The organism is Lysinibacillus sp. JNUCC-52, from assembly GCF_015999545.1.
In the GTDB taxonomy this organism is placed as follows: Bacteria; Bacillota; Bacilli; order Bacillales_A; family Planococcaceae; genus Lysinibacillus.
Genome location: NZ_CP065546.1, coordinates 246,779 through 271,310, shown reverse-complemented (window position 1 = coordinate 271,310; position 24,532 = coordinate 246,779). Strand labels below are relative to the sequence as shown.

The following is a 24,532-nucleotide window of genomic DNA, read 5'->3' as shown; positions in this document are numbered from 1 at the left end:
AGGGGCATGCTATGGACATGGGAATAGCGCATGCCCTCAAAAGCTTTATCGACAATAGAAAATTTCATGGATTTATCTGGTTGAAAGTTGCTTTCCTTATTTACCTAGTGAAGCAAGCAGATTCTGAGAAGATGCTGTCCATCCAAAGATGCCACCTTGCTGGTTGATCATATGTATGGAATCTTCATGGTCTCTTGGATCAAATGCCGCAGAGCAATCTTCGAGCAGTAAGCATTCAAATCCACGGTCATTCGCTTCACGAATTGTTGTTTGCACACAGACATGTGTCGTTACGCCAGCAACAAGCAAATGTGTAATGCCTTTATTTTTCAAAATCACTTCAAGGTCTGTTTGATAGAAAGCGCCTTTCCCAGGTTTGTCAATAACAATCTCGCCTTCAACTGGCTTTAGCTCATCGACAATATCATGACCATATTCACCTCGGATAAGAATTCTTCCCATTGGGCCTTCATCACCGATGCCTGCACCTTGCTTGCTGCCACGTTTTAGTTTGCTTGGCGGGCAATCCGATAAGTCTAGTCGATGCCCTTCGCGGGTATAAATCACCATCAAGCCTTTTTCACGTGCAACTTCCAGTACTGTCTGAGTGGTAGGAATGATGGCGCGTGTGAGCGTAATATCATTCCCCAGCTTCTCGCCAAATCCGCCAGGTGCACAAAAGTCACGCTGCATATCAATGATAATTAGGGCAGTTTTTTCTAACTCAAATTCAAAACTATAAGGTTTCGCATCTATTGTATATACTTTACTCATGTAAATCTCCCTCTCAAATGTAATTTAAAATAGATAGATCTTGGATACTACCCGCAATCTGTTTTTACAAGGATTCTTATTGTTGGACTGAATAAAATACAGAAAAAACTATAGTTCATTATTTTGAGATATACACAAACTTCCATACGTTAATAACTGATACTATTCTTTTAACTGGTTATACAATAAAGGAAGGAGGATTTAATGTCTTCTTTAGAAAAGATGAAGGACAGCGTTTACTAACTCTGCGCCAAGAAAGATTCCTATTACCCCGACAATTCCGATAAGAGGAGGTGCTGGAACTGGCAGCTTGATGAATTTGAATAATATGCCTACTAGTAAACCTCCAATTAAAGACAGAACGATCTGCAACATCTTACTTGCTCCTTTTTATGTGGGATGTATTTATCAAAAAACATAGCAACCAATCATACACTTTTAATTTTTTTATGTACTCACCTTTCTCTTTTCTTTAAGAGCTTTGAAAAGAGAATCCATTAGTACACCTCCTAAAAATATACCTACCATTCCAAATATTCCAACTAACGGAGGGGCAGGTAACGGCAACTTAACTAATGAAAATAAAATGCCTACAATCAAACCACCTGCTAAAGACAAAAGATAGTCACGCATTTTAAACACTCCTTGTATCCCAAAGTGTAAACAGAAACCTATTACTTGAATCTTGTTTCTATGGCGGCTGAATATTGATTACCTCCATCCTTTAATACCTAAATAATAGCACTTGAAAGCGGTTTAATCATTGTAAGAAGTTGATATTTATTTCACTTTTAATTGGCAACTTTCTACGAATCGGAACGTCTTTTTAACAAAAAAAAGACATTGTCTTATAGACAATGTCTAAAGTAACGACAGTTGGGCGTTCCACCACCCTTACCCTTTTTTCAGTTGCAAGTATTGATGCAATTGGTAGGCCAATGCAATTTCTGTTAATTCAAATCCGTCCTCACCGTCTATTCCAAGTTCTTTCAGCTTATTTATCCGATAGCGCATCGTATTATAATGAACAAACATATCCTCTGCTGTTTTATGCATATTTGTATTGTTTTGTATATAGTATCTAAGGGTTTCTAAAAGATTAGTATTCTTCTTTTTATCATATTCGAACACTTTACCTAATTTTTCATTTACGAAATCTTCCAAGATGAAAAGATTCTCAACATAATGAAAAAGACGGAACAATCCGATATCACTATAAAAATGCACATAGGATTGTTTATGTAAATTTTCTTTATACACTTTAAATACTAATGTTGAATTATCGTAGTACTCTTTTATTTGTTTAAAATGGTGAATTGTATCGGAAATGCTGACTCCAAGATTTCCGTATTTCTCGAATAGAAAGAGAATCATATTCCCTAAATTATGAAGCTTTTGCCGAACATGTATTTCCGAAACGAGACTGATAAAACATACTAAAGAGTCATTAATGTATAATATCTTGCAATTTTCTATTGGCACATCGACAATTTTTGAAGCAGCTCTCTCAATATGGCCTGAATCAAGCATTTTGTGAAATATAGCTAATTTCTTTTCGCTTTCTTTCTCACTTGTTTTAATGTTTAGCAAAACAAGGGGGAATTGCAAGTTCCATCTAAACACCTTCGCTTTTTCAATCATTTCGGTTTGGGAGGTATATTGATTATGAATGATGTCCCTGACAAAACTGCTTAAATGATTTCTTTCTTTTTGAAGTAATGTCTCCTCTGTTTGAAATAAAAAAGCGATGATAAAAGATGCCTGCTCGATAGCGATAATCATATTTTCTGTCAGATTTTTTTCTTTATCCAGTAATACGACCAAAAAGCCATATTCATTACCACTAGCGTAAATACACTGAATAAAAAGGTCATTTTTTTCATAAATGTCTTTACCGACTTGCACAGAAAATGTATTCTTGTTCGAGTTTGAATTAGTTGGCTTGTGATGAACTATAATTTCGTGTCCTTTTTGTATAGACGACCCAACATAATCGAAATCATTGTTAAGAAGCAGAACAGGTGCGTTTACAAGACTAGCTATAGAATGAATGAACTTGTTTACATCAGTGCCTTCCAATAATAGCTCTAGCAATTGCTGATGCATCTTATTCCTGAATTCTAAAAGTGAGGTCTTTACGTCTAAAAACTTTGTTAGTACCTGATTGGCAAGTGTCGATAAGTTTGCATCATTAGGGAGTTTCAGCAATGGAATCCCAAGTTCATTTGCTTGCTTCACCATGATTTCTGGAATTTCAGCGACATATCTTCCTGGCTTAATGGCAATACCTGCAAGATTCATTTCAGCCAATTTCGGAATCAATGTTTGAATAAGCGCTGGTTTATCCGCAACAGGATATAATGTGGTGAGCAGTAATCCGTTTTGATCGATATATGCATAAATATCAGGAACTTCCATAAAATACACGTTTTCTACTCTGCGGCTCAAACCAGAATGGCCAGCAATCACTTCTACGTTTTCGAACCTCTCCATCTTCAATACATCACATATAGTAATAAACATATTATCACTCCAAACGAGGGCAGATTGTTCCCCTTTTTTCGTTTTTTAGTTTAAATGCTCTGTGTGACAATTTTATTATGGATGCGGTGATTACATGGAAAATGAATTCACCGCCCAGAAAATTTCATTGAAATATACCTTGTGAGAAACAAGATTTTTTTAATTATAACACGACTATGAAGACGGACCACGTTTCATCATTAATGGTGGTAAAGCTTGTTTTCTACTAAAAAATCTTTTTTAGTTGTTGTCATTTTTAGATAAAGAAATCCAAGATGCCTATCAAATAAGCCTCTTGGTCTCTGCTGATTCTATTAATTAATTTCGGTTACTAGTGCATTCACTAAATGCTGCCAACTGTTTTACTAGTGAACTCCATTCACCATAGAAAAGGGCAAGTAAAGATATTCAAGTTTGATTAGCAATGCCATTCTTTTGAGAGTACCAAACTGCTATCCGCAGCCGCGGTAATGTCAACCTTTTATCAAGGAGCAAAGACTTCTGGATTATCGACTCGCCATGCGCCTATGCAGCCAATTAGACAGACAGTGTAGCTTCGCATGACCTTTTCGATTTCACTACTCGCATATTCAATTGCGATATTTACGCATGACTTGCGCCACGCCAATATTCGACCAGAAAATCCAGGCCAGCTACAGTCTTCATCCATTTCAGGTTGACCATATGCCTTTATCGACTGCTCTGGTGTTGAGCTCATCGTGATTCCCTTTGGAAGCTTTCCGGAAAACGGAGCTTTAATTCTGTCATCCGACCCAGGCGCAAGAAAATGTACGGCACCAATGATCCATTCGTCTTGATTTGTATAGTTGAGTCCAGTCAAATCATTTATTTTTGGTGGGCGATAAATATCAATGCGTATCGATGTTTTCACAGACCAGATAATATCGTCTTTAAAATAGCTGTTCGGGGATGGCATTCTTTTGACACCGAATGATTGCAGTAACGCTTGAACATTCCTGGGATTATACGGTTGGCCGAGCAGTTCAATGAGTAGTTCAGCTGGTTCTTTCATGTGTATTTCTACTCCTTTCGCTTCTTTCAAGGGATATAACGTTCCTTTAAAGACCCTTTTCTGATAATACCTCCACTATCTCGTTATGCTGGGGTACAACCATGGGCTCTGTATTAATGCTTATATTCTACATTGTTTTCAATATCCCCTTCTTCAAGTATTCTGCCAGGTTATCTGCCCAGGTCATATACCATCAACCCTACACATCAGAAAATGAAAGTTTATTGCGATCTTTCATGCGAGTGGAAGAAGGATTATTTAACAACTTTATTATCTCTGTACAATTTGAGTTCAACAACATTCTTTAACTCTCGTGCCTATATTGTTTAGCACTTTCTTTTTCCAAAGCATCCTTAAAGCAAGTAACTTGTTCGATGATATCTTGTAAATGGCTCCTTTTTGTCGACTATAGCCCCTATCCCTTTAAAGAAAAAAAGCAACCGACTTCTTCGATTCCATTTTATAAAATGGTCGGTTTTTGGTCGGTTGCTCTTATTGTTATTGTTTTTGCTTGCTTTAAACCCTTGCTATATCAACTACTCTTGAATAGCAGCTTCTAAAGCAACAACGATCATGTCGTTGAATGTTGTTTGACGTTCTTCAGAAGTTGTTACTTCACCTGTAATGATGTGGTCGCTTACTGTTAAGACAGAAAGAGCTTGACGGCCAAATTTCGCTGCTAATGTATAAAGTGCTGCTGATTCCATTTCAACTGCTAATACACCATATTTAGCTAGCTTTTCATTTTGGTGTTCATCTGAGTAGAACAGGTCAGCTGTGAAGATGTTACCAACTTGAAGGCTTAAGCCTGCTTCTTTCCCAGCATTATACGCTTTTAATAATAGGTCGAAGTTTGCGATCGGTGCAAAGTCAATGTTGTTGCCCCAAATGATTTGATTCATACGAGAATCAGTTGTCGCACCTTGAGCTAAAATAACGTCACGTACTTTTACATCTTTTTGAATTGCACCACAAGTACCTACACGAATTAATTTTTGTACATCATATTCTTGCATTAACTCTGTTGCATAAATAGAAATGGAAGGCACACCCATACCAGTACCTTGTACAGAAATACGTTTACCTTTATACGTACCTGTATAACCAAACATATTGCGCACTTCGTTATAGCAAGTAACATCTTCTAAAAATGTTTCGGCAATGTATTTTGCACGTAGTGGATCTCCCGGAAGTAAAATAGTGTCAGCGATTTCGCCTTTTTTTGCATTAATATGAATACTCATACTGCAATCCCTCTTTTCTGTCAGTTATCAATATAAATAATACTTTGTTTCACGTATTTACGCAATGCTAGACGTCTAGCAACTCTAAAAGAAAGAATAATTAGAGTATTCTAATATTATCGACCTTGTTCAATATATAAATCCCATAGTTCATCAAACACATCTGTTTTTAAGTTATCTGTTGCATATGTTTCGATATATGTAGATAGCTCATCAAAATCTATGCTTTGTTTAGGGAAGTTATGTTCATGAAATACTTCTTCAGCAAAGCGAACTTTAGCATCCGACCAGTCTCCTCCACGGAATGTTAGTACATATAAATAAAAGCTCTTTTTCATAATTGAAAAGTGCCCTCCTCTTGTCATTTTTACTTTCCGCTAGTTTATCAAAAAAAATACATTTCGTCATAAAATGGACTATATTTTTATTTAAGTAATTTTTCCTAGTAAGTAAATTACGTAAAGTCTTTTTCACCTTATTAGACTTTTGACATGCAAAAATATTACGCTTTTTTATCTGAAAAATGAAAATTTTGTGAATTTAAGATAGAATTTTTTAGTATTATACGCTAGAATTGTATACAATACTGCAAAAATTAGGAAGGTGATGGCGATGAAAAACAAGAAAAAATCAAGTAAACCAACGAGAAAACGCCCGTCTCTCTTAGATTCTAGCTTTTTCAATAGAAAGAAAGCTATTGATTCTAACGCTAGTAGGCATAATCTCCCTCCTACTACAGAAAAACGACAACGTTTTTATCATTTAATTCGCGGCAAAGTACTTATAATTTTCTCTCTTCTTATTTTTATTACCGCCTCTATGGGTATATTGTCGTACAACAATATAACGAATCTTCAACAGCAAATGAAAGATTTTACTGAGAAGAATGTACAGGAGCAACTTACCGTTAATCAGCTAGCCTATGAAATTGCTAGATTAACCAACTTAGAACAAGCCTATATAATTACGGGAAATGGTAGTTATTCTACTTCATACAAAATGAAAATCGATTCTATCAATAAAAAAATAGCTGCTTTACAACAAAAATTTGCAGACCGCCAAGTTGAGCTTGGCCATATACAAGCAATCGGTCAATATTATAAAAATTACCTTGAGTACTCGAAAAAGGTCATGACGATGCGTGATGAGCTTGGTCTAGAACAAGCACGTAAGCTGATGATTGAAGGTACTGGCGAAACAATGAAATTGCATATTGATCAAAATATTGAAGCCATCAACAGTGTCATGGATAAATCCAACAAAGCTAAACTTAATACGTTGAATAAGCAGGTTACTTTGTCAAATAGTACTTTCTTAATTATTTCAATCATCGGTCTTATAGCAATCATTATTTTTGGCTTTATGCTATTTAAATCATTAAAAAACAATACGCGCGCGATTAACCACTCTATACTTGATATTGCCCAAGCTGGTGGTGATTTAACAAGGCGTGTCCATGTACGTAATAACGATGAATTTTCTATTATTGCTAACTCTACGAATACCCTTATCATTTCTATCTCAAACCTTATTAAACGTGTTAGCGAACTCGCTGATCACGTATCAAGTAGTAGCCAAGAGTTGATGACATTAGCGGATGATAATGCTCGTACAATTCAAAATATAGCGGATGCTAGTGCAGATATAGCGAGTGATAGTGAAAATACAATCAATAGTATGAATAGTGCACAACAAAAGATGAGTGATTTAGATCATTCCATGCATCAATTAAACGAGCAAGCGAATGCAGTTCAACGTGCATCACTTGCCATGCAACAAGCGGCAGATGAAGGTAGTCGTTCAGTTCAGCAATCTACACTAGTTATGCAATCTATTGAAGAAACGATAGCTTCTACTGCAACAACAATTGAAGCACTTGGTCGTAAATCAGCAAATATTACATCGATAATTGGTACTATTACAGCCATCTCAGAGCAAACAAATTTACTCGCATTGAATGCGGCAATTGAAGCTGCTCGTGCTGGAGAGCATGGTCGTGGCTTTGCTGTAGTAGCCGATGAAGTACGCAAACTCGCTGAGCAATCACAAACTGCTGCAAAAGAAGTAACAACAATTGTAACGTCCATACAAGATGAGGTGGCATCAATAATTACACAAAATCATGATGGTGTCACAACTGTTATACGAGGAGTCGAAGTGACAAATGAAACAAACCAGTCATTGTCTAATATTTTAATGCACACGAAAGAAACGACTACAATTATTGCGACAATGGTTGAAAAAATTGCGCAAACACTTGATTACAGTAATGCTGTAGCAAATGATTTCGTGCATATTAACGCTTATGCTGAACAAACCGCTTCCAATACGGTGATGTCAGCTGCAGCTGCTACACAAGGTTCTGCATCCATGCAGGAAATTAATGCAGCCGCTACGGAATTAGCTCATCAAGCAGATAGTTTACGCAATGTCGTCGGTGCATTCAAAATTTAACAAAAAAAAGAATGTCTCTTTTCTATAGAGGCATTCTTTTTTTTGCGAATATTGCCCTCAAAACAAGGTTGAGACAAATAAAAAAAGTGTTAGATTGTTTACAATCAATCTAACACTTTTTTGCAGTGCCCTTTGTCCACTACGGCACGCCTTGCTGATAGTTTACCGTCTATTCACAGACTTTTATCGGCGATTTCTTCTTTCTTTCAGGCGATTCGCGGGCTTCTATCGGCGATTTACCTAAGTTTACCGTAACTCGCTTACGTCCGCAGATTTATTACTTAAATAATGATAAATATTCCGCATAGCCTTCTTTTTCTAAATCACCTTTAGGGATAAAACGAAGTGATGCAGAGTTAATGCAATAGCGTAGGCCACCTAATTCTGCAGGGCCATCTGGAAAGACATGTCCTAAATGAGAGTCCGCATCCTTGCTTCGTACTTCTACACGGCGCATCCCATGGGATGTATCAAAGTGCTCCGTCACTTGTTCGTTTGCAATCGGTTTTGAGAAAGCGGGCCAACCACAGCCTGAGTTGAATTTATCGTGCGAGCTAAATAATGGCTTGCCCGAAACAATATCTACATAAATACCTTCTTCAAAATGTTGATCATATTCATTTCGGAATGGTGGCTCCGTGCCATTTTCCTGAGTTACATAGTACTGCATATCTGTTAGTTGTTTTACTCGTTGTTCTTTATTCATTTTCTATGCCCCCAGTGTTGTTCTTGAAATGCTTTTCGACCAGATCCCACTGCATAGCGTTCATAATGCATTGGATTTTTTTTATAATAATATTGGTGGTAGTCCTCAGCAGCATAAAATGTACTTGCAGGTAAAACTTTCACTGCAATCGGATTATCAAATTTACCTGAAGCCTCTAAATCAGCCTTCGAACGTTCCGCTAATTCTTGTTGTTCTTCATCATGATAAAAAATGGCAGTAGTGTAGGATTGTCCACGATCATAAAATTGTCCACCTGCATCGGTTGGATCAATTAACGTCCAAAATGTAGCTAATAATTGCTCATAAGAATAAATATCATCATCAAACGTAATTTGAACCGCTTCTACATGACCTGTAGTTTCCGAACATACTTGTTCATATGTTGGATTTTCCACATGTCCACCTGTGTAACCAGAAACTACAGCTTCAATGCCAGGTGTTTCATCGAATGGCTTAACCATACACCAAAAACAGCCGCCTGCAAATGTTGCCTTTTTCATTGCCATATATATCACTCCTTATTCTCCAGGGACAATAATTTCCAATAAAATTTTATCGTTTGGTAAGTCTAATTCCTTCGCACGTACACGAGAACCTGAAGCTATATTAACTCGTGATAAATCAATATAAATTTCAGCCTTATTCGGATTCACTGTAATCCACGATGGGAAATCCACCGAATCTCTCATTATTTTCATTGTCGTCTCCGGTGGAATATTTAATAGCCCTACATTCATCCCTGTTTGCTTTAAAATAATATTACCCTTGTCATCGACAATTGGCTCAAAATTCATTGAAATTGGGATTTCAGTATAAAAAACCGTTAACTTACTACGTAATTCAATATCATCCCCAATGGTAAAATCCAATGGGAGTGGCGAACCTTTTGCACTGTCCTTTAAATATTTCTTTGTAATTGACTCTAATTCTTTCGTTGTCGTTTGGACAACTAACACATTGCCTGTTATTTCAGTATCTTTGTCTGAGCTCTTTGCTAAATCATATCCATCAACTGGTTTCGTTGCTAAATAAACGACGAGGAGGATTGAAAAAAGAACCATACCTGCTAACGCAAAAAATGCGAATTTCCATTTATTCATTTAGTCACTCCTCGAAGCCTATTGCCTTATTAATTTTTTGTTCCATTTTACATTGCTCCATTGTAGCTAATATTCGCTCAGTCATTTTATCATAGCCTTTTGCATTGGGATGAAAAAAATCTGTATGATAGACAAGTTCTTGATTCGAATCAAACAAGTCTTCAACTGAGACATAACAAGCATTTGAATCTTTACTTGCGATTTTTTTTATGACACTATTCCATTCAGTAATAATTGTATCAAATTCATTTGCCTCATTTGTAACAATCGAAAAAGGATTATAAAAGCCAATGAGTAATAAAGGCACGGTAGGATTTTTTGCCCTTATACCATCAATAATTTTCGTATAACGATTCTCATAAGTTAATAATTCCTTGTCAAACGCATCTCGTTTTAAATTAAACAAATCCTGTTTGACCACTTTCATTACATCATTTCCACCCATAGTTAATGAAATAAACTGTGCTTGTTGCAGCTCTTCATCATAATGCCCTTTTTTTATTAATTTTAATAGCTGATCGCTCCGTCTTCCTCTTTTTCCGCGATTATCCACATCGACTTCTGAAATCGAAGTCCAAGCTTGCATTGAATCTGCTAATCTTCCAACATAACCGTCTTGACTATACTCATCCCCGACACCATCTGTTAATGAATCTCCAAGTGCCAAGTAATGTAGTTGCTTTGCGTTATCATCATCAATTTGCCGTAAATCCTCTTCTGAAGGTTCAAAAAAATGTTCAAAAATTTGCGTCAATACATTACTAGAAGGTTTTGCCTCCTCTTCTGCTTGTTGCTCATCCTGTCTCATATCTTGCTCCGTCTCTGCCTGCTCACTATCTTGGTCTGCAGGCGCAATCGGTTCATCTATTGATATTGCACAACCACTTAGTACTAAGACGATCAAACATGACAAAATAATTCGCCAGATGCCCATTTGACCACCTTCCATCATTTACTGTTAGTTCTATTATAAATAGTTGTCGCTACAATGAAAAGTGACGACGCTTCAGTTTATCAAGAAAAATCCAAGCATTATCATCACATTACCTGTATACCATTTTTACAACTTGCTACGAAAAGCGTTAAAAAGCTACTACAATTACTTATGTAGCAGCTCTTGTTAATTATTCTGAAAAATAAATAAAACCAATTGCACCTGGTCCAGTATGTGTAGAAATAATTGGTGAAGTAAAAGCAATCTCAACATCATTAAAGCCTGTTCCTTCAATTAGCTCTTTTAATGGACCACCCATTGTGATTAAACCGTCGGCATGTGAAATACCTACAGCCTTAACTGTTTTACCAGCAGTATCTGCTTGGAATTGTTTGAATAAGTAGTTTACAACTTGTTTATGACTGCGAACTTTTGATACAGGGTTATATGCCCCGCCCTCTAGGTTTGCAATTACTTTAATATTTAGCAAAGAACCGATAAATCCTGTTCCTTTACCAATTCGACCGCCTTTAATTAAATTTTCTAGTGTGTCAACAATTACATATAAATGTGTATTGTCACGTACCGTGTCTAAACGTGTGACGATTTCTTCAACAGATGCACCAGCATCGCGCATCTTTATCGCTTCTCTCAATTGGATAGCAAGCCCAATTGCGATAAATCGAGAATCAATAACCGTTACATCAGCATCTGTCATTTGAGCAGCCTGTCGAGCAGATTCAACTGTCCCACTCATTCCACCTGTCATATGAATAGAAAGTATTTGGTCCCCATCTTTGCCAAGTTCGTCATATAGTTCTTTAAACTTCCCTGGTGCTGGTTGCGAACTTTTCGGCAGGTCTTTAGCATTTTTCATCAGACCTAAAAAAGGTTGTGGATCTAAATCTACTCCATCTATATATGTTTTCCCATCAATTTGAATTGTTAACGGTACTATATGTATACCGTGTTGCTCTACTTCTTCTTTTGTTAAATCACAAGTTGAGTCCGTTACTATATGAATTCGTCCCACTTCGACACATCCTTTAACATCATTGAAATTAATTATATAGACTAATGTTTCCATATGTAAACATGACATTTGTCATTTCAAGTGTCTATTTCAAGTCTTTTCAATTCCACTTCCTTCGATACTATAGCCTTTTTCCACTAAATTTGTCTAACAATTTCCTCTAAAATTCGACATGACATTTTAGATAAGTAAATATGTGACAAATGTAAATAGTAAGAAGCACATTATTGGGCTATAGTAAATACAGAACGAAGGGAGTGTTGTTTATGGTGGATTCATTTGACTATAAAACATGGAAGGAAGAATTGTGGAATGCCATTACTCACGGTATAGGCTTACTTGCAAGTATTCCAGCACTTGTTATTTTAATATTAACCGCTGTCCAAAATGGAAGTGCATTGTATATTACATCATTTAGCATTTTTGGCGCCTCTGTTATCATCTTATTTCTAATGTCAACATTACTCCATAGTATGCCTGAAAAATACAAGTATTTTTTCGCTATTCTTGACCATTCTTCTATCTATATTTTAATTGCGGGGACCTACACACCGTTTTTATTAATCGCAATTGGTGGAACATTAGGGGTCACTTTATTGTGTGTTATTTGGACACTTGCTTTACTAGGTGTTGTATTTAAATGTTTTTTTATTAATCGCTTTGAAATACTATCGCTTATTTTTTATATTGGTATGGGCTGGCTTATTATCTTTGCCATTAAGCCGATTTATTTTTTCTTAGGAAGTAATGGCTTTGGTTTCTTATTAGCTGGCGGCCTTTTCTATACATTTGGTGCTATTTTTTACGCTTGGCGTAGCCTCCCTTATAATCATACAATTTGGCATCTGTTTGTGTTAGCTGGATGTGGCTCGATGTATGCCTGTATTTATTTTTATTTATAATTTTAAGAATATGTATTTGTAACGCAACAAAGCACACGGCATAAGCAAATCCGTGTGCTTTGTTCTTCATTGAGCTTAGAACAATCTAATTAATCTTTACGTTCAAAAATTTGATATTGAAATGTGTACCCTTCTGGTGCAGTTACAGGTTGTTGTGACGAGACGAGCACAAATTCCTCTTCATATTTAGGGAAGTATGTATCCCCTTTAAAGGAATGATTAATTTTTGTAGCATAAATTCGATCTGTGATGTCCATTGACAATCTAAAAATTTGTTCGCCGCCAATAATCATGATTTCAGGCACATCACCTGCTATAGAAAGTGCTTCGTCGAGACTAGTTACTACTTCAATACCCTCAGCACGATAGTTGGCATCACGTGTAATTACGATGTTACGTCGCCCTGGTAACGGTCTACCAATCGATTCAAATGTTTTCCGTCCCATTATCATTGGTTTGCCCATCGTTTTTTCCTTAAAATATTGTAAATCACCTGGTAAATGCCACGGCATCCCGTTTTCATATCCAATGACATGGTTATTATCATGCGCTACTATTAATGAAATCATCATTACCCTCCAAGTTATATCATTCATCCTATTATAAACATAATTTTACTTTACTATCGGAATATTTCTGCTCATTTTTAAAATAAATTTCTTCTTCGGTTTTAAATCATAGTAAATTTATAAGAATAGTTTATAATGAGAGGTAACAATAAAAATTTTTAAAGGATGATGTTATGACACGTTTAACCAATGAGGCTGTTTGCTATATTCAAGCGACGGATTGTAAACCACATTATTATGAACAATCACCACAGGAAGCAAGAGTTATGCGCGCAGTACCAACATGGCAATCTGTCCATATGCCTGTGCTCGCATCTATCGAGAATCGAAAAATACGTATGCGAGATGGACACGAGATTAATATCCGCGTTTACATTCCCGAACATACAGAAAAATTACCTGTTATTATTTATTATCATGGTGGTGGATGGGTCTTTGGCAATTTAGAGTCCTCGGATGCGGGATGTCAGTTATTAGCTGACAAAGCGCATGCTATTGTCGTATCCGTAGATTATCGTTTAGCACCTGAACACCCCTTCCCTATCCCACTAAACGACGCATATGATGGATTACTGTGGGTTTATAACAACATAACAGCGTTCGGTGGCGATAACACGCGATTAATAGTAGCTGGTGATAGTGCTGGGGGAAATCTAGCAACAATTGTTTCCTACTTAGCAGCAATCTTAGATGGTCCAATTATTTCTGCACAAGCGCTAATTTATCCTGTTACAAACCTTGATTTTACGACGGCTTCTTATAGTTCTTACGGAGAACATTTTGGTTTAGATAAGCAAGGGATGCAATGGTTTGCTGAGCATTATACAGAGGCCAATAATTTTAACAATCCACTTGTTTCACCTATGTATATTGAAAACCTTGGTGTACTTCCAAAAACAATAATCATTGCGGCTGAAGCAGATGTACTTTACGACGAAGGTCTGACTTACGCTCAAAAATTAACTGAAGCGGGCGTTTACGTTGAGCATGTCCATATGGCAGGTTTAATTCATAGTTATTTTAGTAAGATGGAGTTTTTTGAGGCTGCTACAATGGAGACAGTTGAAAAAATTGCGACATTCGTGAAATAAGTTTGTGTATTGCTACTAAACAATGCGATAATAGAGCAAAATGTTTTTTAAAGGATGACAACATGACACAAACGATTGCATTACAAATTAATAATCAATATGCAGGCCCATTGAAAAAAGGCTACCCACTAATCTCAAAAGAAGCAGTTGATACACGAAAACTGCCTGCTGAGGAAGGTGCGCTACTTCGTCTACTAGATATTCATAATCGATTTATCGGCACAGGCTATTATGGTATTCAAAATAAAGGCATCGGCTGGCTATTAACTACTGATGCTAATGAAGAAATTGACAAGGCGTTTTTTGCGAAAAAAATAAGCAAGGCGCTACAAAATCGCGAGACATTCTTTAATAACCCTGATACGACGGCATTTCGTGCTTTTAACGGCGAAGGTGATGGAATTGGTGGCATGACAATCGATTTCTTTGAAGGCTATTATATGGTGAGCTGGTATAGTGCAGGTATTTATTCATTTAAAGAAGCCATTTATGAGGCTCTTGCAGAAACAGTAAACTTTAAAGCCATTTATGAGAAAAAACGTTTTGATAGTAAAGGGCAATATATTGAACAGGACGATTTTGTTATGGGTACACCTGGTGAATTCCCACTTATCGTTAAGGAAAATGGTATGAACTATGCTGTTCATTTAAATGATGGTGCCATGACTGGTATTTTCCTCGACCAACGTGAAGTGCGACTTGCCATTCGTGAACGCTATTCTCAACATAAAACCGTGTTAAATACATTTTCTTATACAGGTGCTTTCTCTGTGGCAGCAGCACTTGGTGGTGCAACAAAAACTACGAGTGTCGATGTAGCCAAACGAAGTTTAGCGAAAACAATCGAGCAATTTAGTGTCAATCATATTGACTATGAGGCACAGGACATTAAAGTAATGGATGTATTTCATTATTTCAAATATGCACAGCGTCATCAGTTAAAATTCGACCTTGTTGTATTAGATCCGCCTAGCTTTGCGCGAACAAAACAAATGACGTTTTCAACTGCAAAGGATTATCCAAAGTTATTAAAGGATACAATTGCTATTACCGAAAAAAATGGTATTATTGTTGCGTCTACAAACAATGCAAGCTTTGGCATGAAAAAGTTCAAAGGCTTTATTGACCAAGCGTTTAAAGAAACAAATACGCGTTATAAAATCGTTGAGGAATACGGTTTACCAAGGGATTTCCGCGTGCCACGTGAACATCCTGAATTCAATTACTTAAAAGTTGTTTTTATTGAAAAATTAAACTAAAAAAGAGCGACTTACATCAAGTCACTCTTAGACTGTAGACAAAGTCGAGTTATTCAACTTTGTCTACTTTTTTTGAAGCAAGTATCCATTACTTTGTTAAAAAAACAAAAATATAACCTAAAAACATTAGGATAAAAAAACTTAAGAATGTGATGATATTCCCTATAATTAAAATTTTAGATTTAACGCATGCAGCTAAGACAATACCTATGCCTGATAATACAAACGTGAAAATCCATAAAGTTGATGGTTTTTGAAACACAATATTCGGTACCCAAAGTAATAAAGAAATAATAATCGTACTTACAGCTAATGCTTTCACCATTTTAACCATTCCTTATTTCAACGGATTACATAAGTTTTTATTAAAATATATTTTTATCGCAGAAGCAAATAGTTTTTCTTTAAGTCCCATTCTATGAAAATTTCTATCTATATAAGCGACAAGCTCCCAATCACATGAACAGCTAAAATACCCTTTATCTTCTTCAAATCATTTAGAACGAACTTATTTTTTATCTAATCTTAGCCCCTTTCGATATTTTATTAGGTAAAATACCATTATTATGGCTCATCAAAAGGCTAGACTGGGATGTTAGAATGTTAGCTGTTCGAGTAAAATCTGGATGCTCATGGAAAACGCCTAGCGAAAATGGAGGACAAAACTTAGAGTTATGAAAATGAACCATTATGATAGTATTTAACCACATGATTATATTTTTATTTTAATAACTGAACTAAAAATTCTCAATAATAGAAACTTCAAAAACTACACTAAAAAAGAGTAACTCCGCTAGAGTCACTCTTTCTTTGATTCACTGTTAATGTGCCTTTACTGTTTGCAGTTCATGATTTCTTGGTCTTACTGCCTTATACCATTGCAAACAAAGGATAAAAATTATTATGGCATCAATTACATCTCCACCATAGTACATAACCATACTTCCGATTTCTGCTTGTTCTATCGGAACACCTTTAGGAGGTTGAGCATAAATATACTTAGACAATATTCCATGTCCTGCTAATGCAATAATTAAGACAATCGCCCTGTACATAAAGGATTTTCTATGATTTACAGAATCAAAATAGATAATAGAAATTGTAAATAGATAGCCTGCTATAAATACATGTAAATGGACAAATAGATGTATTAGACTATTGTCGTGCATTAATGAATATAGGTTAGTCGTGTACAATATCCAAAGACCACCGATATTCAGTAAGGAAGTGATTATTGGATGCGTAAGTATCCTTGCAGTCCAACTTTTTAGCATACTTGAAAGCTTCCGCGCTAATCGGGTGCTTAAAGTTCTAAGTAATAGGGTCATTGGTGCGCCGAGAGCAATAAGTAACGGTGCTAGCATACCCAAAAGTAAATGGCTAAACATGTGTGCTGTAAAATCTACCGTAGCACGATTCGCTAAAGGACCAACAACAGCAAGAATCGCCAATAAAACCCCTAAAATAAAGCTTGCAATACGATAATGTGGCCATTTTTTATATTTACGATTCGTCATCACTGCGGCCAAAATATACAATAACAATATAGTAATAAATACAATAAAAAAAATTAGTTGAGGATGTATTATTCCGAAAAGATTTTGACTATGACTACTCTCGGCTATTTGATGATGGTTAGCGTTCATCAGTAATAGCCTTTGCTTTTATTTTGTTGTTGCTAGTGCGAATGGTAAGATAAAGTCCTATAATGAGGATAATAGCCGCAATGACATTCCAAATGATATCGTAGATGATGACATTTTCAACATACCTAATCTGGTGTATTCGCATTAGTTTATGTTGAATAATCCCATCATATAATTGGAAGCCGCCTGCTCCTAGCATCAAACCACCCATCCATCTCTTCAACCAAAAACCACTTTTACGACGAATATCTGCAAGTAAAAATAATCCTGCAATAGTTGCAAACCAACTAATCGCATGGAATATCCCATCAGAAATCAAGCCAATATCCGTTGTCGACTTATCATAAAAATGATGCCAGCGAAATAGTTGATGAAAAATAGTCTCGTCTATAAAAGCTACTAGACCTATCCCAAATAAAAACCCTGACAGTAAATTTCGACTTACATAAACTTGTTTGTTTTTATGAGCGTTTATTGTCGTCATTTCTTCGCCCCCTATTTTTAGATTGCCGTCCTTATCTTTCCCTATTTTTGATTATTTTAATCTAAATTTACATTTCATTCAGACTTATACTTCCCCATAAAAACGTTAATCTGCACAACTAAATGCTGTCTTTGCTCATATTGTTTACCATTTGAAAAAGAGCTAGCATTTAGCTAGCTCTCTTCTTCGTATATGCAGAAATTCAACATCATCTCTATTAAGCAGTGAATCTTATGTTCTAAGCAGAAATAAAATAAGTAGAATCACTTTCCCTTTAATGCTTGCCAATATTCGGCGCTATTTGTTCTACGATAAAACTTATAGAAAGGTTCATTTGGGCGTGCATGTTTTTGATACAGCTCAATAATTTGTTGTAGAAAGCTTTCTATTATTTGTACTGACACCCTTTTAGCAAATAGTGTTCCTGCCTTTGCATGGGCCCCCATCGGCACGGCACCTAAGTAAACATCAAAGCTATCCTTTTGATAAACAAGTCCAATATCATCATATACTGCATTATAGCAGGCAGACGCACAGCCATTAATATTTAACCGTAGTCTAGAAGGCACAGTTTCTTCCTGTAGTGCTTCGTATAGTTGTTCTGTTATTTCAGCCGCCTCCATTTTATCCCCATCACAAAAATCACAAGCTTTTATCGCGACAATGGGACCTTGCTTAGCAATATATAAGCCCACTGTTTGAAGCTCATTGATAATCTCCTTTACTTTTATAGTTGGAACAGATAAAAGAATACTATAGGAAGCTGAATATTTAATTGCGCCACTTTCACCGACAATCTCTGCAATTTTTTGAAATTGAGCTGGTGTAAAATGCTTATTGATAATACCTGGACTTACTGCAAGGCGTGTAAAGTTTCCATTAACATTTAGTTTTTCAAATGTGCGATCTGGTATATTCGAATGAAAGGCATTCATCATTTGTGCTCCTTATGAAAAAGAGCTAGCAAATAGCTAGCTCTTTTGATTGTTATTTAAAAGTTTTCAGGATAAAAACCTTTTGCTAAAATTTCAATAGCTTCTGCAGCCCGAACCCCTTCTGAAGCGGCTGAAAGTGGTAAAATGACAAAGCGCTCATTTTTCACAGCATTTGTTTCTTTTAATGCTGGGTCACTTTTCAGGAATTTAATTTTGTCTTCTGCAGTTTGGGAACCATAATCAATTACGACAATCACTTCAGGATTGCGTTCAACAGTTTCTTCTTTCGAAACTGTTGTCCAGCCCGATTCGACATCGCCAAAAATGTTTTTACCGCCCGCTACTGTGACAAGTTCATCCATAAAGTTTTGAGCCGCTGTAAAAACTTCCTTATCACCACTATCGTAAACTAAAACACGTAGTTCTTTATCCTCTTCTGGTAACTTTGCACGTACAGCATCAACATCATTTGTCATCTGATTAATCAATGCTTCACCGCGCTCTTCCACACGGAAGATTTTTGCAATATTACGGATATCCGTAAAAATATCGTCTAATGTTGGTTTTGTAATACTTGAAGAAGTATGTAAATAGGTGTGAATACCAAGTGCCTCTAATTCTTCTGGTGTACCAACACCCTTTTCACTAAAACCACTTTTCCACCCAGCGTATAAAAAATCTGCTTCACTATCAATGACTTGTTCCTTTGTTGGGTATTGCTCAGCTATAACGGGTACTTTATCGTAAGCTGCTTGTAAAGGTTCATAAATTTTATCATCTAAATAGGCAGTACCCACCATTGAATCTTCTAAGCCTAGTGCTAGCATAATTTCTGTTACGTGTTGATTTAAGCTAATCGCTTTTTTCGGTGCATCTTTATAAACTTGCGTCGTCTCATTATTTTCAATGGTTACTTCTTTTGCTCCTGTTTGTGCTGGTTCGATATTTTCACTTTGTGAATCATTTTTTGCACTACATGCCCCTAAAATACTTAATAGTGCAATGGCAAGAACTAACCACATGCCTTTCCATTTCTTCATGTTTGTTTCTCCTTTAGTTTGTAATTTTTCATTATATAGTTAGAAATCAAAGACTTCTTAGCTACTGATCACGGCTTATTCTTGACTTTTCTTAATATAAATTGAAAACTCAACATGCTACTATTCTTCAAAAAGACACAAAAAAACCCTCTTGTTTCCAAGAGGGCGACATAGTGAAAAAACAATGGTTAATGAACCAATCACTATTCCCATCCTCGTGGTATTAAGTAAAAAATACATATTGGCAGGTATCCTGGCTTAGGTTCAACATTTATACGTCTTCCCATAGTTAAACTACAGTGACTGTTGTATAAACTCCCCATTTACAGTTGCGGGACAGCATCGGATTTACACCGATTTCCCTTTTAAGCAAATGGCAAAAACCATTTGCACCAATATATAGCAGTATTAAGTTATAAAAATAGCCTAGCAGAACTAATTTTTGTTTTCAATCACACAAAAAATCCATAACTAATAATTATGAATTATTTACTACTATTTTAACATGAACGAGCACTATTAAACACGAAATGTTTTTTAGCTGAATCTGTTACAATGAGCGTATAGGAAAAATAGAAATGAGGATTTTTTATGTATAAAACGATTGGTGTGCTCGCACATGTCGATGCAGGAAAAACAACCTTTTGTGAACAACTACTCTTCCACACGAATAGTATTCAAACGCGCGGAAGAGTCGATCATCAAGATACTTTTTTGGATAATCATTCAATCGAGCAAGCTCGTGGCATTACCATCTTTGCTGAACAAGGGAGGATGGAAATTGGAAGTGATATCTATACGTTAATAGATACGCCTGGGCATGTCGACTTTTCACCTGAAATGGAACGTGCAATTCGTGTAATGGATTACGCTATCATTATCGTAAGCGCTGTAGAAGGTGTACAAGGTCATACTGAAACAGTGTGGCAATTGCTACGCCAATATAACGTACCAACCTTCTTCTTTATAAATAAGATAGATCGTGAGGGTGCTGATGTGGGTGCCGTTGTGGGACAGCTTCAAAAAGAATGTTCGGAGCATGTACTTTTAATAAACGATCCATTGTGTGCAGATTACGTACCAAACCACATTGCTGAGTGGCTAGCTGAGCGTGATGAACAACTACTCGATGCCTTTTTGACAGAAACTCTCGATGCACAAACATGCCTAATGCAGTTGCAAAAGTTCATTAAACAAGAGCAAGCATTTCCTTGCTTTACTGGTGCTGCTTTAAAGGATATTGGAATAAAAGAATTTTTATCACAGCTACCCCTACTTACAGAAACGCAATTCGACCATCAACGACCATTTCAAGGTGAAGTATTTAAAATCCGTCATGATGGCATGCAACGTTTAACCTTTATCAAAGCTTTAGAAGGAACTTTACATACACGCCAAGACTTTACATTTGGTGATATGACTGAAAAAGTAACTGAAATCCGCTTATATAATGGAAGTCGTTTTGTCACAACACAAAAAGTGCAAGCTGGAGAAATTTTCGCTGTAAAAGGGCTAAGTCTAGCAAAAATCGGTGATATTTTAGGTAGTACAATGACTCCTCAGCCATATGAGCTAGTGCCGACTTTACAAGCTAAAGTACAGTATGATGGGCAGCAGCATATAAAAGAAGTATTACAAGTATTCCGTTTGCTCGAAGCCGAAGAACCGTCGTTGCGCGTCGTATGGCATGAGAAGTTTCAAGAAATCCATGTACATATTATGGGTGTTATTCAGCTTGAAGTGCTTGCTGAAGTGTTAAAAAGTCGCTTTTCACTTACTATTACTTTTGGTGAACCTAAAATTTTATATATGGAAACAATTGCAACAACTGTAACAGGATACGGTCATTTTGAGCCGTTAAAACATTATGCAGAGGTTCACCTATTAATGGAGCCAAATATTCGAGGTACAGGAAACACGTTTGTTAACGCTTGTCATGCTGATGATTTATCAGTTGGCAATCAACGACTAATTGAAAAACATCTATTTGAGCGAGAGCATCACGGTCTTTTAACAGGCTCCCCCGTTACGGATATACGCTTCACCCTTTTGACAGGACGTGCCCATATCAAGCATACAGAGGGAGGCGATTTCCGCGAAGCAACTTTCCGTGCACTTCGACAAGGGCTGGAACAAGCCGAAAATATATTGCTTGAACCGTATTATCGCTTCAAATTGAAAGCATCGAATGATTTTATCGGTCGTATGATGAACGATATCCAGCAAGCAGACGGTACATTTGATGCACCCGTCTTAACAGAGGAACAAGTAACATTAACAGGACGCGTTCCTGTTGCAACATTTATGCATTATAGTACTACTTTCGCTGCTTATACGAACGGCAAAGGATCAATATCGTTACAATTTGATGGCTATGATAAATGCCATAATAGTGAAGAAGTAATAGCGCAAATCAATTACAATAAGCAAGCTGATCCCGACTATTCATCGTCTAGTATTTTTTGTGCGAAGGGTAAGGGCTATTCCGTTCCTTGGTATGACGCAAAAGAAGCCATGCATTGCTTGTAATTAAACAACGACACACATTTCTATAGCAACACAGCGATTTTTAGTGGTTTATCGGCGGTTTCAACGGTTCTATCGGCGATTCCTAGGCTTTTATCGGCGGTTTCAAAAGTTATCCGCAATATCCATCAATATTATTCTCCTTAAAAAATAACTGAAGGCATCGAGAACATCTCGATGCCTTTTATATTTCCTATAAAGCTTTCTTTACTTTCGCAACAAAGCTATTTGCCGATTCCACAATTACATAACCATTACTATTCGTAAAATCTACAAGAACCGTGCCAGGTTTACTCTTTAAAATTTGTAATTGCTCGATCAGTTGAAGCAATAATTGATGACCATTACCTCGTGGGTGCCAATTTAAATGATAGTCATTTAATTCTTTCACACTTTCAAGAAAGTGTTGGTATTCATGCTTTACATATTTTATTAAATCTAATATTTTATTAGTATCTTGATTTGTATGAACGACTAACGACAAGTCTTCTAAATAGGTAATATAAAAACGCATAACCATTGAGCATAGTAAATCATTGACTCGCGCAGCACTTAAAATAGGTTTCGGCTCTATATTCAGCCTATCTAAATTTGGTTTCGCACGAATCGAATCAATACGTGTTATTAAATGATACGCCTCACCATTGACCTCATAAACAATTGGATTTGTTGGCATGTACATCATAAAGCCGTTCTTTTTCGTTTTGAGCTCGTCCGCCACGCTTGCTTTAGCAAAAAGACAACCGTCATACACCTCATTTTGAATCCAAATGATATCTTTGTTAAAAAATATTTGATTAAATAAACGTTCGTTACGAATAAGTCCTGATGCTAAAAACTGATCAACAAGAGCTTCAATGACCATTCTAGTTTTAGGCTGCTTGGCAACTTCAACTCGTGACAGTTTACAAATCTTCATATCTACATATTGCTTTTCTTGTGTTGTACATACATGAATATTCGTCATACGTGCACCTCAGTTCGTACATATTTTCAAAACAAATGTTGCGATCACATAAAAATACGGATTTCCTGCTTTGAGAGGAAATCCGTCGTTCAGCTAATCATTATCATTCATCAAGCAGCATCAAACAATGAACCAATGGGAGATATTTGGCTCGATGCCGTATATCCTTAATTCCTTTGGTATTGGTCGTTTGACGTACTGTGACGAACAGAACATTCTGCTTTGTCAACATGCCACCTCCTATTCCTCGTAGGGTTATGGTGTGTACTCGTAACAGGCAGGTCTCCTGACTTATGGTCACAGCTTCTTTTCCCCTTCCCGTCATTTAACAGTGGTATACGAAAAGAAAACTCACATTTACAGTTGCGGGACAGTGTCGGACTCGCACCGACTTCCCTTTTCAGTAAATTGCACGCAATTTACACCTATTACTACACGCTATTTTGTTGAGATAAATAGTAAACTCACTAGTATACTATTAAATCATATTGTAAAGTAATGGAATTTTAAAGTCAATCAACAGAAAACGGTATCTAATTGTTTTCTGCTGCGAAAAAACGAAATATTATTCACCTTCCATTGCTTGGAATAGCTTTTGTGCATAGCTATCAGTGAAATGAAATCCATCTTGTTCCTTGTGCTGTTCATCGACAATTTCTCCAGCTCTCATTACATATATCCGTTCACTTAAATAAGAAACAGCTTTTAAATCATGCGAAATAAATAAAATAGCCATGTTTCTTTCTTTATTCAACGCCATTAATAAATCAATAATTTCTCGCTGAATTAAACGATCTAAGCTTGAAACAATTTCATCGCACACTATCAATTTCGGTTCTACAAGAATTGAGCGTAATAAATTTACTCTTTGCTTCTCACCACCACTAAGTTCAGAGGGCAAAGCATATAAAACATCGTTTGATAACTTAACTTTCGCAAGCATCGTTTGTAAATAGCTGTCCGTCACCACTTTTTGATGTTGCAATGGCTCTCTTAATAGTTGCTTGACTGTCCACATAGGGTTTAGAGCATTACTTGCATTTTGGAATATAATTTGGCAATTTTCATAAAAGGACTTTCGATTTTTCTTAGTGATGTGTTGTTGTTGAAAATGGACGGTCCCTTTATTAGCTGACTCTAGCTGCATAATGACTTTCGCTAAAGTACTTTTACCGCTGCCACTCTCTCCAACTAGACCGACGATTTCACCTTCTCCTACAGAAAGATTTATATTTGCTAATACTTGCTGACCTGCTCGAAAGCTTTTACTTATATTTTCAACCTGAAGCAA

The 24,532-nt window shown here is 36.4% G+C and carries 25 protein-coding genes and 2 riboswitches; of the genes, 5 read left to right on the top strand and 20 right to left on the bottom strand.

What is annotated here, in order from left to right:
• Positions 1-96 precede the first annotated feature (96 nt).
• The 7 genes from JNUCC52_RS01600 to JNUCC52_RS01570 form a co-directional block, all read right to left on the bottom strand.
• Positions 97-774 (bottom strand): cysteine hydrolase family protein, encoded by a 678-nt coding sequence (locus JNUCC52_RS01600; RefSeq protein ID WP_172771581.1) that lies wholly within the window; start codon positions 772-774, stop codon positions 97-99.
• 213 nt (positions 775-987) lie between these two features.
• Entirely contained in the window at positions 988-1,149 is a 162-nt protein-coding gene (locus tag JNUCC52_RS01595) for a XapX domain-containing protein (protein WP_172771582.1), read from the bottom strand.
• 72 nt (positions 1,150-1,221) lie between these two features.
• Positions 1,222-1,407 carry a XapX domain-containing protein gene (locus JNUCC52_RS01590; protein WP_172771583.1) on the bottom strand — a complete coding sequence of 62 codons (186 nt, stop codon included), beginning with the start codon at positions 1,405-1,407 and terminating at the stop codon, positions 1,222-1,224.
• Between the two features lie 261 nt (positions 1,408-1,668).
• Complete coding sequence (locus JNUCC52_RS01585; RefSeq protein WP_337981150.1) at positions 1,669-3,297, bottom strand: PucR family transcriptional regulator; 1,629 nt, start codon at positions 3,295-3,297, stop codon at positions 1,669-1,671.
• A gap of 484 nt (positions 3,298-3,781) precedes the next feature.
• Positions 3,782-4,330 (bottom strand): hypothetical protein, encoded by a 549-nt coding sequence (locus JNUCC52_RS01580; RefSeq protein WP_337981149.1) that lies wholly within the window; start codon positions 4,328-4,330, stop codon positions 3,782-3,784.
• 536 nt (positions 4,331-4,866) lie between these two features.
• Entirely contained in the window at positions 4,867-5,574 is a 708-nt protein-coding gene (gene deoD, locus JNUCC52_RS01575) for a purine-nucleoside phosphorylase (RefSeq protein WP_172771600.1), read from the bottom strand.
• Between the two features lie 116 nt (positions 5,575-5,690).
• A complete protein-coding gene (locus tag JNUCC52_RS01570) occupies positions 5,691-5,912 on the bottom strand; it encodes a YozE family protein (RefSeq protein ID WP_337981148.1) in 222 nt (73 codons plus the stop codon).
• 274 nt (positions 5,913-6,186) lie between these two features.
• Here JNUCC52_RS01570 and JNUCC52_RS01565 point away from each other — a divergent pair, with 274 nt between their 5' ends.
• Positions 6,187-8,028 carry a methyl-accepting chemotaxis protein gene (locus tag JNUCC52_RS01565; protein WP_337981147.1) on the top strand — a complete coding sequence of 614 codons (1,842 nt, stop codon included), beginning with the start codon at positions 6,187-6,189 and terminating at the stop codon, positions 8,026-8,028.
• A gap of 277 nt (positions 8,029-8,305) precedes the next feature.
• Here the strand turns inward: JNUCC52_RS01565 and msrB are convergent, their stop codons facing one another.
• The 5 genes from msrB to JNUCC52_RS01540 form a co-directional block, all read right to left on the bottom strand.
• Complete coding sequence (gene msrB, locus JNUCC52_RS01560) at positions 8,306-8,734, bottom strand: peptide-methionine (R)-S-oxide reductase MsrB (RefSeq protein WP_337981146.1); 429 nt, start codon at positions 8,732-8,734, stop codon at positions 8,306-8,308.
• Entirely contained in the window at positions 8,731-9,261 is a 531-nt protein-coding gene (gene msrA, locus JNUCC52_RS01555) for a peptide-methionine (S)-S-oxide reductase MsrA (RefSeq protein WP_172771604.1), read from the bottom strand. Before msrA ends, msrB begins: the two co-directional genes overlap by 4 nt.
• A 12-nt stretch (positions 9,262-9,273) precedes the next feature.
• Entirely contained in the window at positions 9,274-9,855 is a 582-nt protein-coding gene (locus tag JNUCC52_RS01550) for a YpmS family protein (RefSeq protein ID WP_172771605.1), read from the bottom strand.
• 4 nt (positions 9,856-9,859) lie between these two features.
• Entirely contained in the window at positions 9,860-10,789 is a 930-nt protein-coding gene (locus tag JNUCC52_RS01545; protein ID WP_337981145.1) for a GDSL-type esterase/lipase family protein, read from the bottom strand.
• 190 nt (positions 10,790-10,979) lie between these two features.
• Positions 10,980-11,822 carry a DegV family protein gene (locus JNUCC52_RS01540; RefSeq protein ID WP_172771606.1) on the bottom strand — a complete coding sequence of 281 codons (843 nt, stop codon included), beginning with the start codon at positions 11,820-11,822 and terminating at the stop codon, positions 10,980-10,982.
• Positions 11,823-12,088: 266 nt separating this feature from the next.
• On the opposite strand from JNUCC52_RS01540, the gene trhA reads away from it, so the two are divergent.
• Positions 12,089-12,724, top strand: a complete 636-nt coding sequence (gene trhA, locus JNUCC52_RS01535; RefSeq protein ID WP_172771607.1) for a PAQR family membrane homeostasis protein TrhA — start codon at positions 12,089-12,091, stop codon at positions 12,722-12,724.
• Positions 12,725-12,813: 89 nt separating this feature from the next.
• Here the strand turns inward: trhA and JNUCC52_RS01530 are convergent, their stop codons facing one another.
• Entirely contained in the window at positions 12,814-13,293 is a 480-nt protein-coding gene (locus JNUCC52_RS01530) for a dihydrofolate reductase (protein ID WP_172771608.1), read from the bottom strand.
• A 173-nt stretch (positions 13,294-13,466) separates the two neighbouring features.
• On the opposite strand from JNUCC52_RS01530, the gene JNUCC52_RS01525 reads away from it, so the two are divergent.
• Positions 13,467-14,384: an alpha/beta hydrolase gene (locus tag JNUCC52_RS01525; protein WP_337981144.1), complete on the top strand. Its 918-nt coding sequence runs from the start codon at positions 13,467-13,469 to the stop codon at positions 14,382-14,384.
• A 62-nt stretch (positions 14,385-14,446) separates the two neighbouring features.
• Positions 14,447-15,643 (top strand): class I SAM-dependent rRNA methyltransferase, encoded by a 1,197-nt coding sequence (locus JNUCC52_RS01520; RefSeq protein WP_337981143.1) that lies wholly within the window; start codon positions 14,447-14,449, stop codon positions 15,641-15,643.
• A gap of 88 nt (positions 15,644-15,731) precedes the next feature.
• Here JNUCC52_RS01520 and JNUCC52_RS01515 read toward each other — a convergent pair whose 3' ends face one another.
• The 5 genes from JNUCC52_RS01515 to JNUCC52_RS01495 form a co-directional block, all read right to left on the bottom strand.
• Positions 15,732-15,968 (bottom strand): hypothetical protein, encoded by a 237-nt coding sequence (locus tag JNUCC52_RS01515; RefSeq protein ID WP_337981142.1) that lies wholly within the window; start codon positions 15,966-15,968, stop codon positions 15,732-15,734.
• 496 nt (positions 15,969-16,464) lie between these two features.
• Positions 16,465-17,160, bottom strand: a complete 696-nt coding sequence (locus JNUCC52_RS01510) for a cytochrome c oxidase assembly protein (protein WP_337981141.1) — start codon at positions 17,158-17,160, stop codon at positions 16,465-16,467.
• Between the two features lie 118 nt (positions 17,161-17,278).
• Entirely contained in the window at positions 17,279-17,773 is a 495-nt protein-coding gene (locus tag JNUCC52_RS01505) for a DUF2243 domain-containing protein (RefSeq protein ID WP_337981140.1), read from the bottom strand.
• Between the two features lie 263 nt (positions 17,774-18,036).
• Positions 18,037-18,711, bottom strand: a complete 675-nt coding sequence (locus JNUCC52_RS01500) for a precorrin-3B methylase (protein WP_337981139.1) — start codon at positions 18,709-18,711, stop codon at positions 18,037-18,039.
• 53 nt (positions 18,712-18,764) lie between these two features.
• Positions 18,765-19,748 carry an ABC transporter substrate-binding protein gene (locus tag JNUCC52_RS01495; RefSeq protein WP_172771615.1) on the bottom strand — a complete coding sequence of 328 codons (984 nt, stop codon included), beginning with the start codon at positions 19,746-19,748 and terminating at the stop codon, positions 18,765-18,767.
• Between the two features lie 226 nt (positions 19,749-19,974).
• Positions 19,975-20,160, bottom strand: a riboswitch (cobalamin riboswitch).
• A gap of 179 nt (positions 20,161-20,339) precedes the next feature.
• On the opposite strand from JNUCC52_RS01495, the gene JNUCC52_RS01490 reads away from it, so the two are divergent.
• On the top strand, positions 20,340-22,277 hold the full coding sequence (locus tag JNUCC52_RS01490; protein ID WP_337981138.1) for an elongation factor G: 1,938 nt from the start codon (positions 20,340-20,342) through the stop codon (positions 22,275-22,277).
• Positions 22,278-22,467: 190 nt separating this feature from the next.
• On the opposite strand, the gene JNUCC52_RS01485 is transcribed toward JNUCC52_RS01490, so the two are convergent.
• Positions 22,468-23,241, bottom strand: coding sequence for a hypothetical protein (locus JNUCC52_RS01485; RefSeq protein WP_337981137.1), 774 nt, complete (start codon positions 23,239-23,241; stop codon positions 22,468-22,470).
• Between the two features lie 259 nt (positions 23,242-23,500).
• A riboswitch (cobalamin riboswitch) is annotated at positions 23,501-23,685 on the bottom strand.
• Positions 23,686-23,806: 121 nt separating this feature from the next.
• The gene (locus JNUCC52_RS01480) at positions 23,807-24,532 is read right to left on the bottom strand and encodes an ABC transporter ATP-binding protein (RefSeq protein WP_172771637.1); all 726 of its coding nucleotides are present in this window, start codon (positions 24,530-24,532) and stop codon (positions 23,807-23,809) included.

Bases quoted from the DNA above. Each gene is read 5' to 3' on its own strand.
- JNUCC52_RS01565 (WP_337981147.1), top strand. From the start codon at position 6,187: ATGAAAAACAAGAAAAAATCAAGTAAACCAACGAGAAAACGCCCGTCT.
- deoD (WP_172771600.1), bottom strand. From the start codon at position 5,574: ATGAGTATTCATATTAATGCAAAAAAAGGCGAAATCGCTGACACTATT.
- JNUCC52_RS01510 (WP_337981141.1), bottom strand. From the start codon at position 17,160: ATGACGAATCGTAAATATAAAAAATGGCCACATTATCGTATTGCAAGC.
- JNUCC52_RS01550 (WP_172771605.1), bottom strand. From the start codon at position 9,855: ATGAATAAATGGAAATTCGCATTTTTTGCGTTAGCAGGTATGGTTCTT.
- trhA (WP_172771607.1), top strand. From the start codon at position 12,089: ATGGTGGATTCATTTGACTATAAAACATGGAAGGAAGAATTGTGGAAT.
- JNUCC52_RS01500 (WP_337981139.1), bottom strand. From the start codon at position 18,711: ATGATGAATGCCTTTCATTCGAATATACCAGATCGCACATTTGAAAAA.
- msrB (WP_337981146.1), bottom strand. From the start codon at position 8,734: ATGAATAAAGAACAACGAGTAAAACAACTAACAGATATGCAGTACTAT.
- JNUCC52_RS01600 (WP_172771581.1), bottom strand. From the start codon at position 774: ATGAGTAAAGTATATACAATAGATGCGAAACCTTATAGTTTTGAATTT.
- JNUCC52_RS01585 (WP_337981150.1), bottom strand. From the start codon at position 3,297: ATGTTTATTACTATATGTGATGTATTGAAGATGGAGAGGTTCGAAAAC.
- JNUCC52_RS01530 (WP_172771608.1), bottom strand. From the start codon at position 13,293: ATGATTTCATTAATAGTAGCGCATGATAATAACCATGTCATTGGATAT.
- JNUCC52_RS01495 (WP_172771615.1), bottom strand. From the start codon at position 19,748: ATGAAGAAATGGAAAGGCATGTGGTTAGTTCTTGCCATTGCACTATTA.
- JNUCC52_RS01490 (WP_337981138.1), top strand. From the start codon at position 20,340: ATGTATAAAACGATTGGTGTGCTCGCACATGTCGATGCAGGAAAAACA.
- JNUCC52_RS01515 (WP_337981142.1), bottom strand. From the start codon at position 15,968: ATGGTGAAAGCATTAGCTGTAAGTACGATTATTATTTCTTTATTACTT.
- JNUCC52_RS01520 (WP_337981143.1), top strand. From the start codon at position 14,447: ATGACACAAACGATTGCATTACAAATTAATAATCAATATGCAGGCCCA.
- JNUCC52_RS01590 (WP_172771583.1), bottom strand. From the start codon at position 1,407: ATGCGTGACTATCTTTTGTCTTTAGCAGGTGGTTTGATTGTAGGCATT.
- JNUCC52_RS01525 (WP_337981144.1), top strand. From the start codon at position 13,467: ATGACACGTTTAACCAATGAGGCTGTTTGCTATATTCAAGCGACGGAT.
- msrA (WP_172771604.1), bottom strand. From the start codon at position 9,261: ATGGCAATGAAAAAGGCAACATTTGCAGGCGGCTGTTTTTGGTGTATG.
- JNUCC52_RS01545 (WP_337981145.1), bottom strand. From the start codon at position 10,789: ATGGGCATCTGGCGAATTATTTTGTCATGTTTGATCGTCTTAGTACTA.
- JNUCC52_RS01595 (WP_172771582.1), bottom strand. From the start codon at position 1,149: ATGTTGCAGATCGTTCTGTCTTTAATTGGAGGTTTACTAGTAGGCATA.
- JNUCC52_RS01505 (WP_337981140.1), bottom strand. From the start codon at position 17,773: ATGACGACAATAAACGCTCATAAAAACAAACAAGTTTATGTAAGTCGA.
- JNUCC52_RS01485 (WP_337981137.1), bottom strand. From the start codon at position 23,241: ATGACGAATATTCATGTATGTACAACACAAGAAAAGCAATATGTAGAT.
- JNUCC52_RS01580 (WP_337981149.1), bottom strand. From the start codon at position 4,330: ATGAAAGAACCAGCTGAACTACTCATTGAACTGCTCGGCCAACCGTAT.
- JNUCC52_RS01570 (WP_337981148.1), bottom strand. From the start codon at position 5,912: ATGAAAAAGAGCTTTTATTTATATGTACTAACATTCCGTGGAGGAGAC.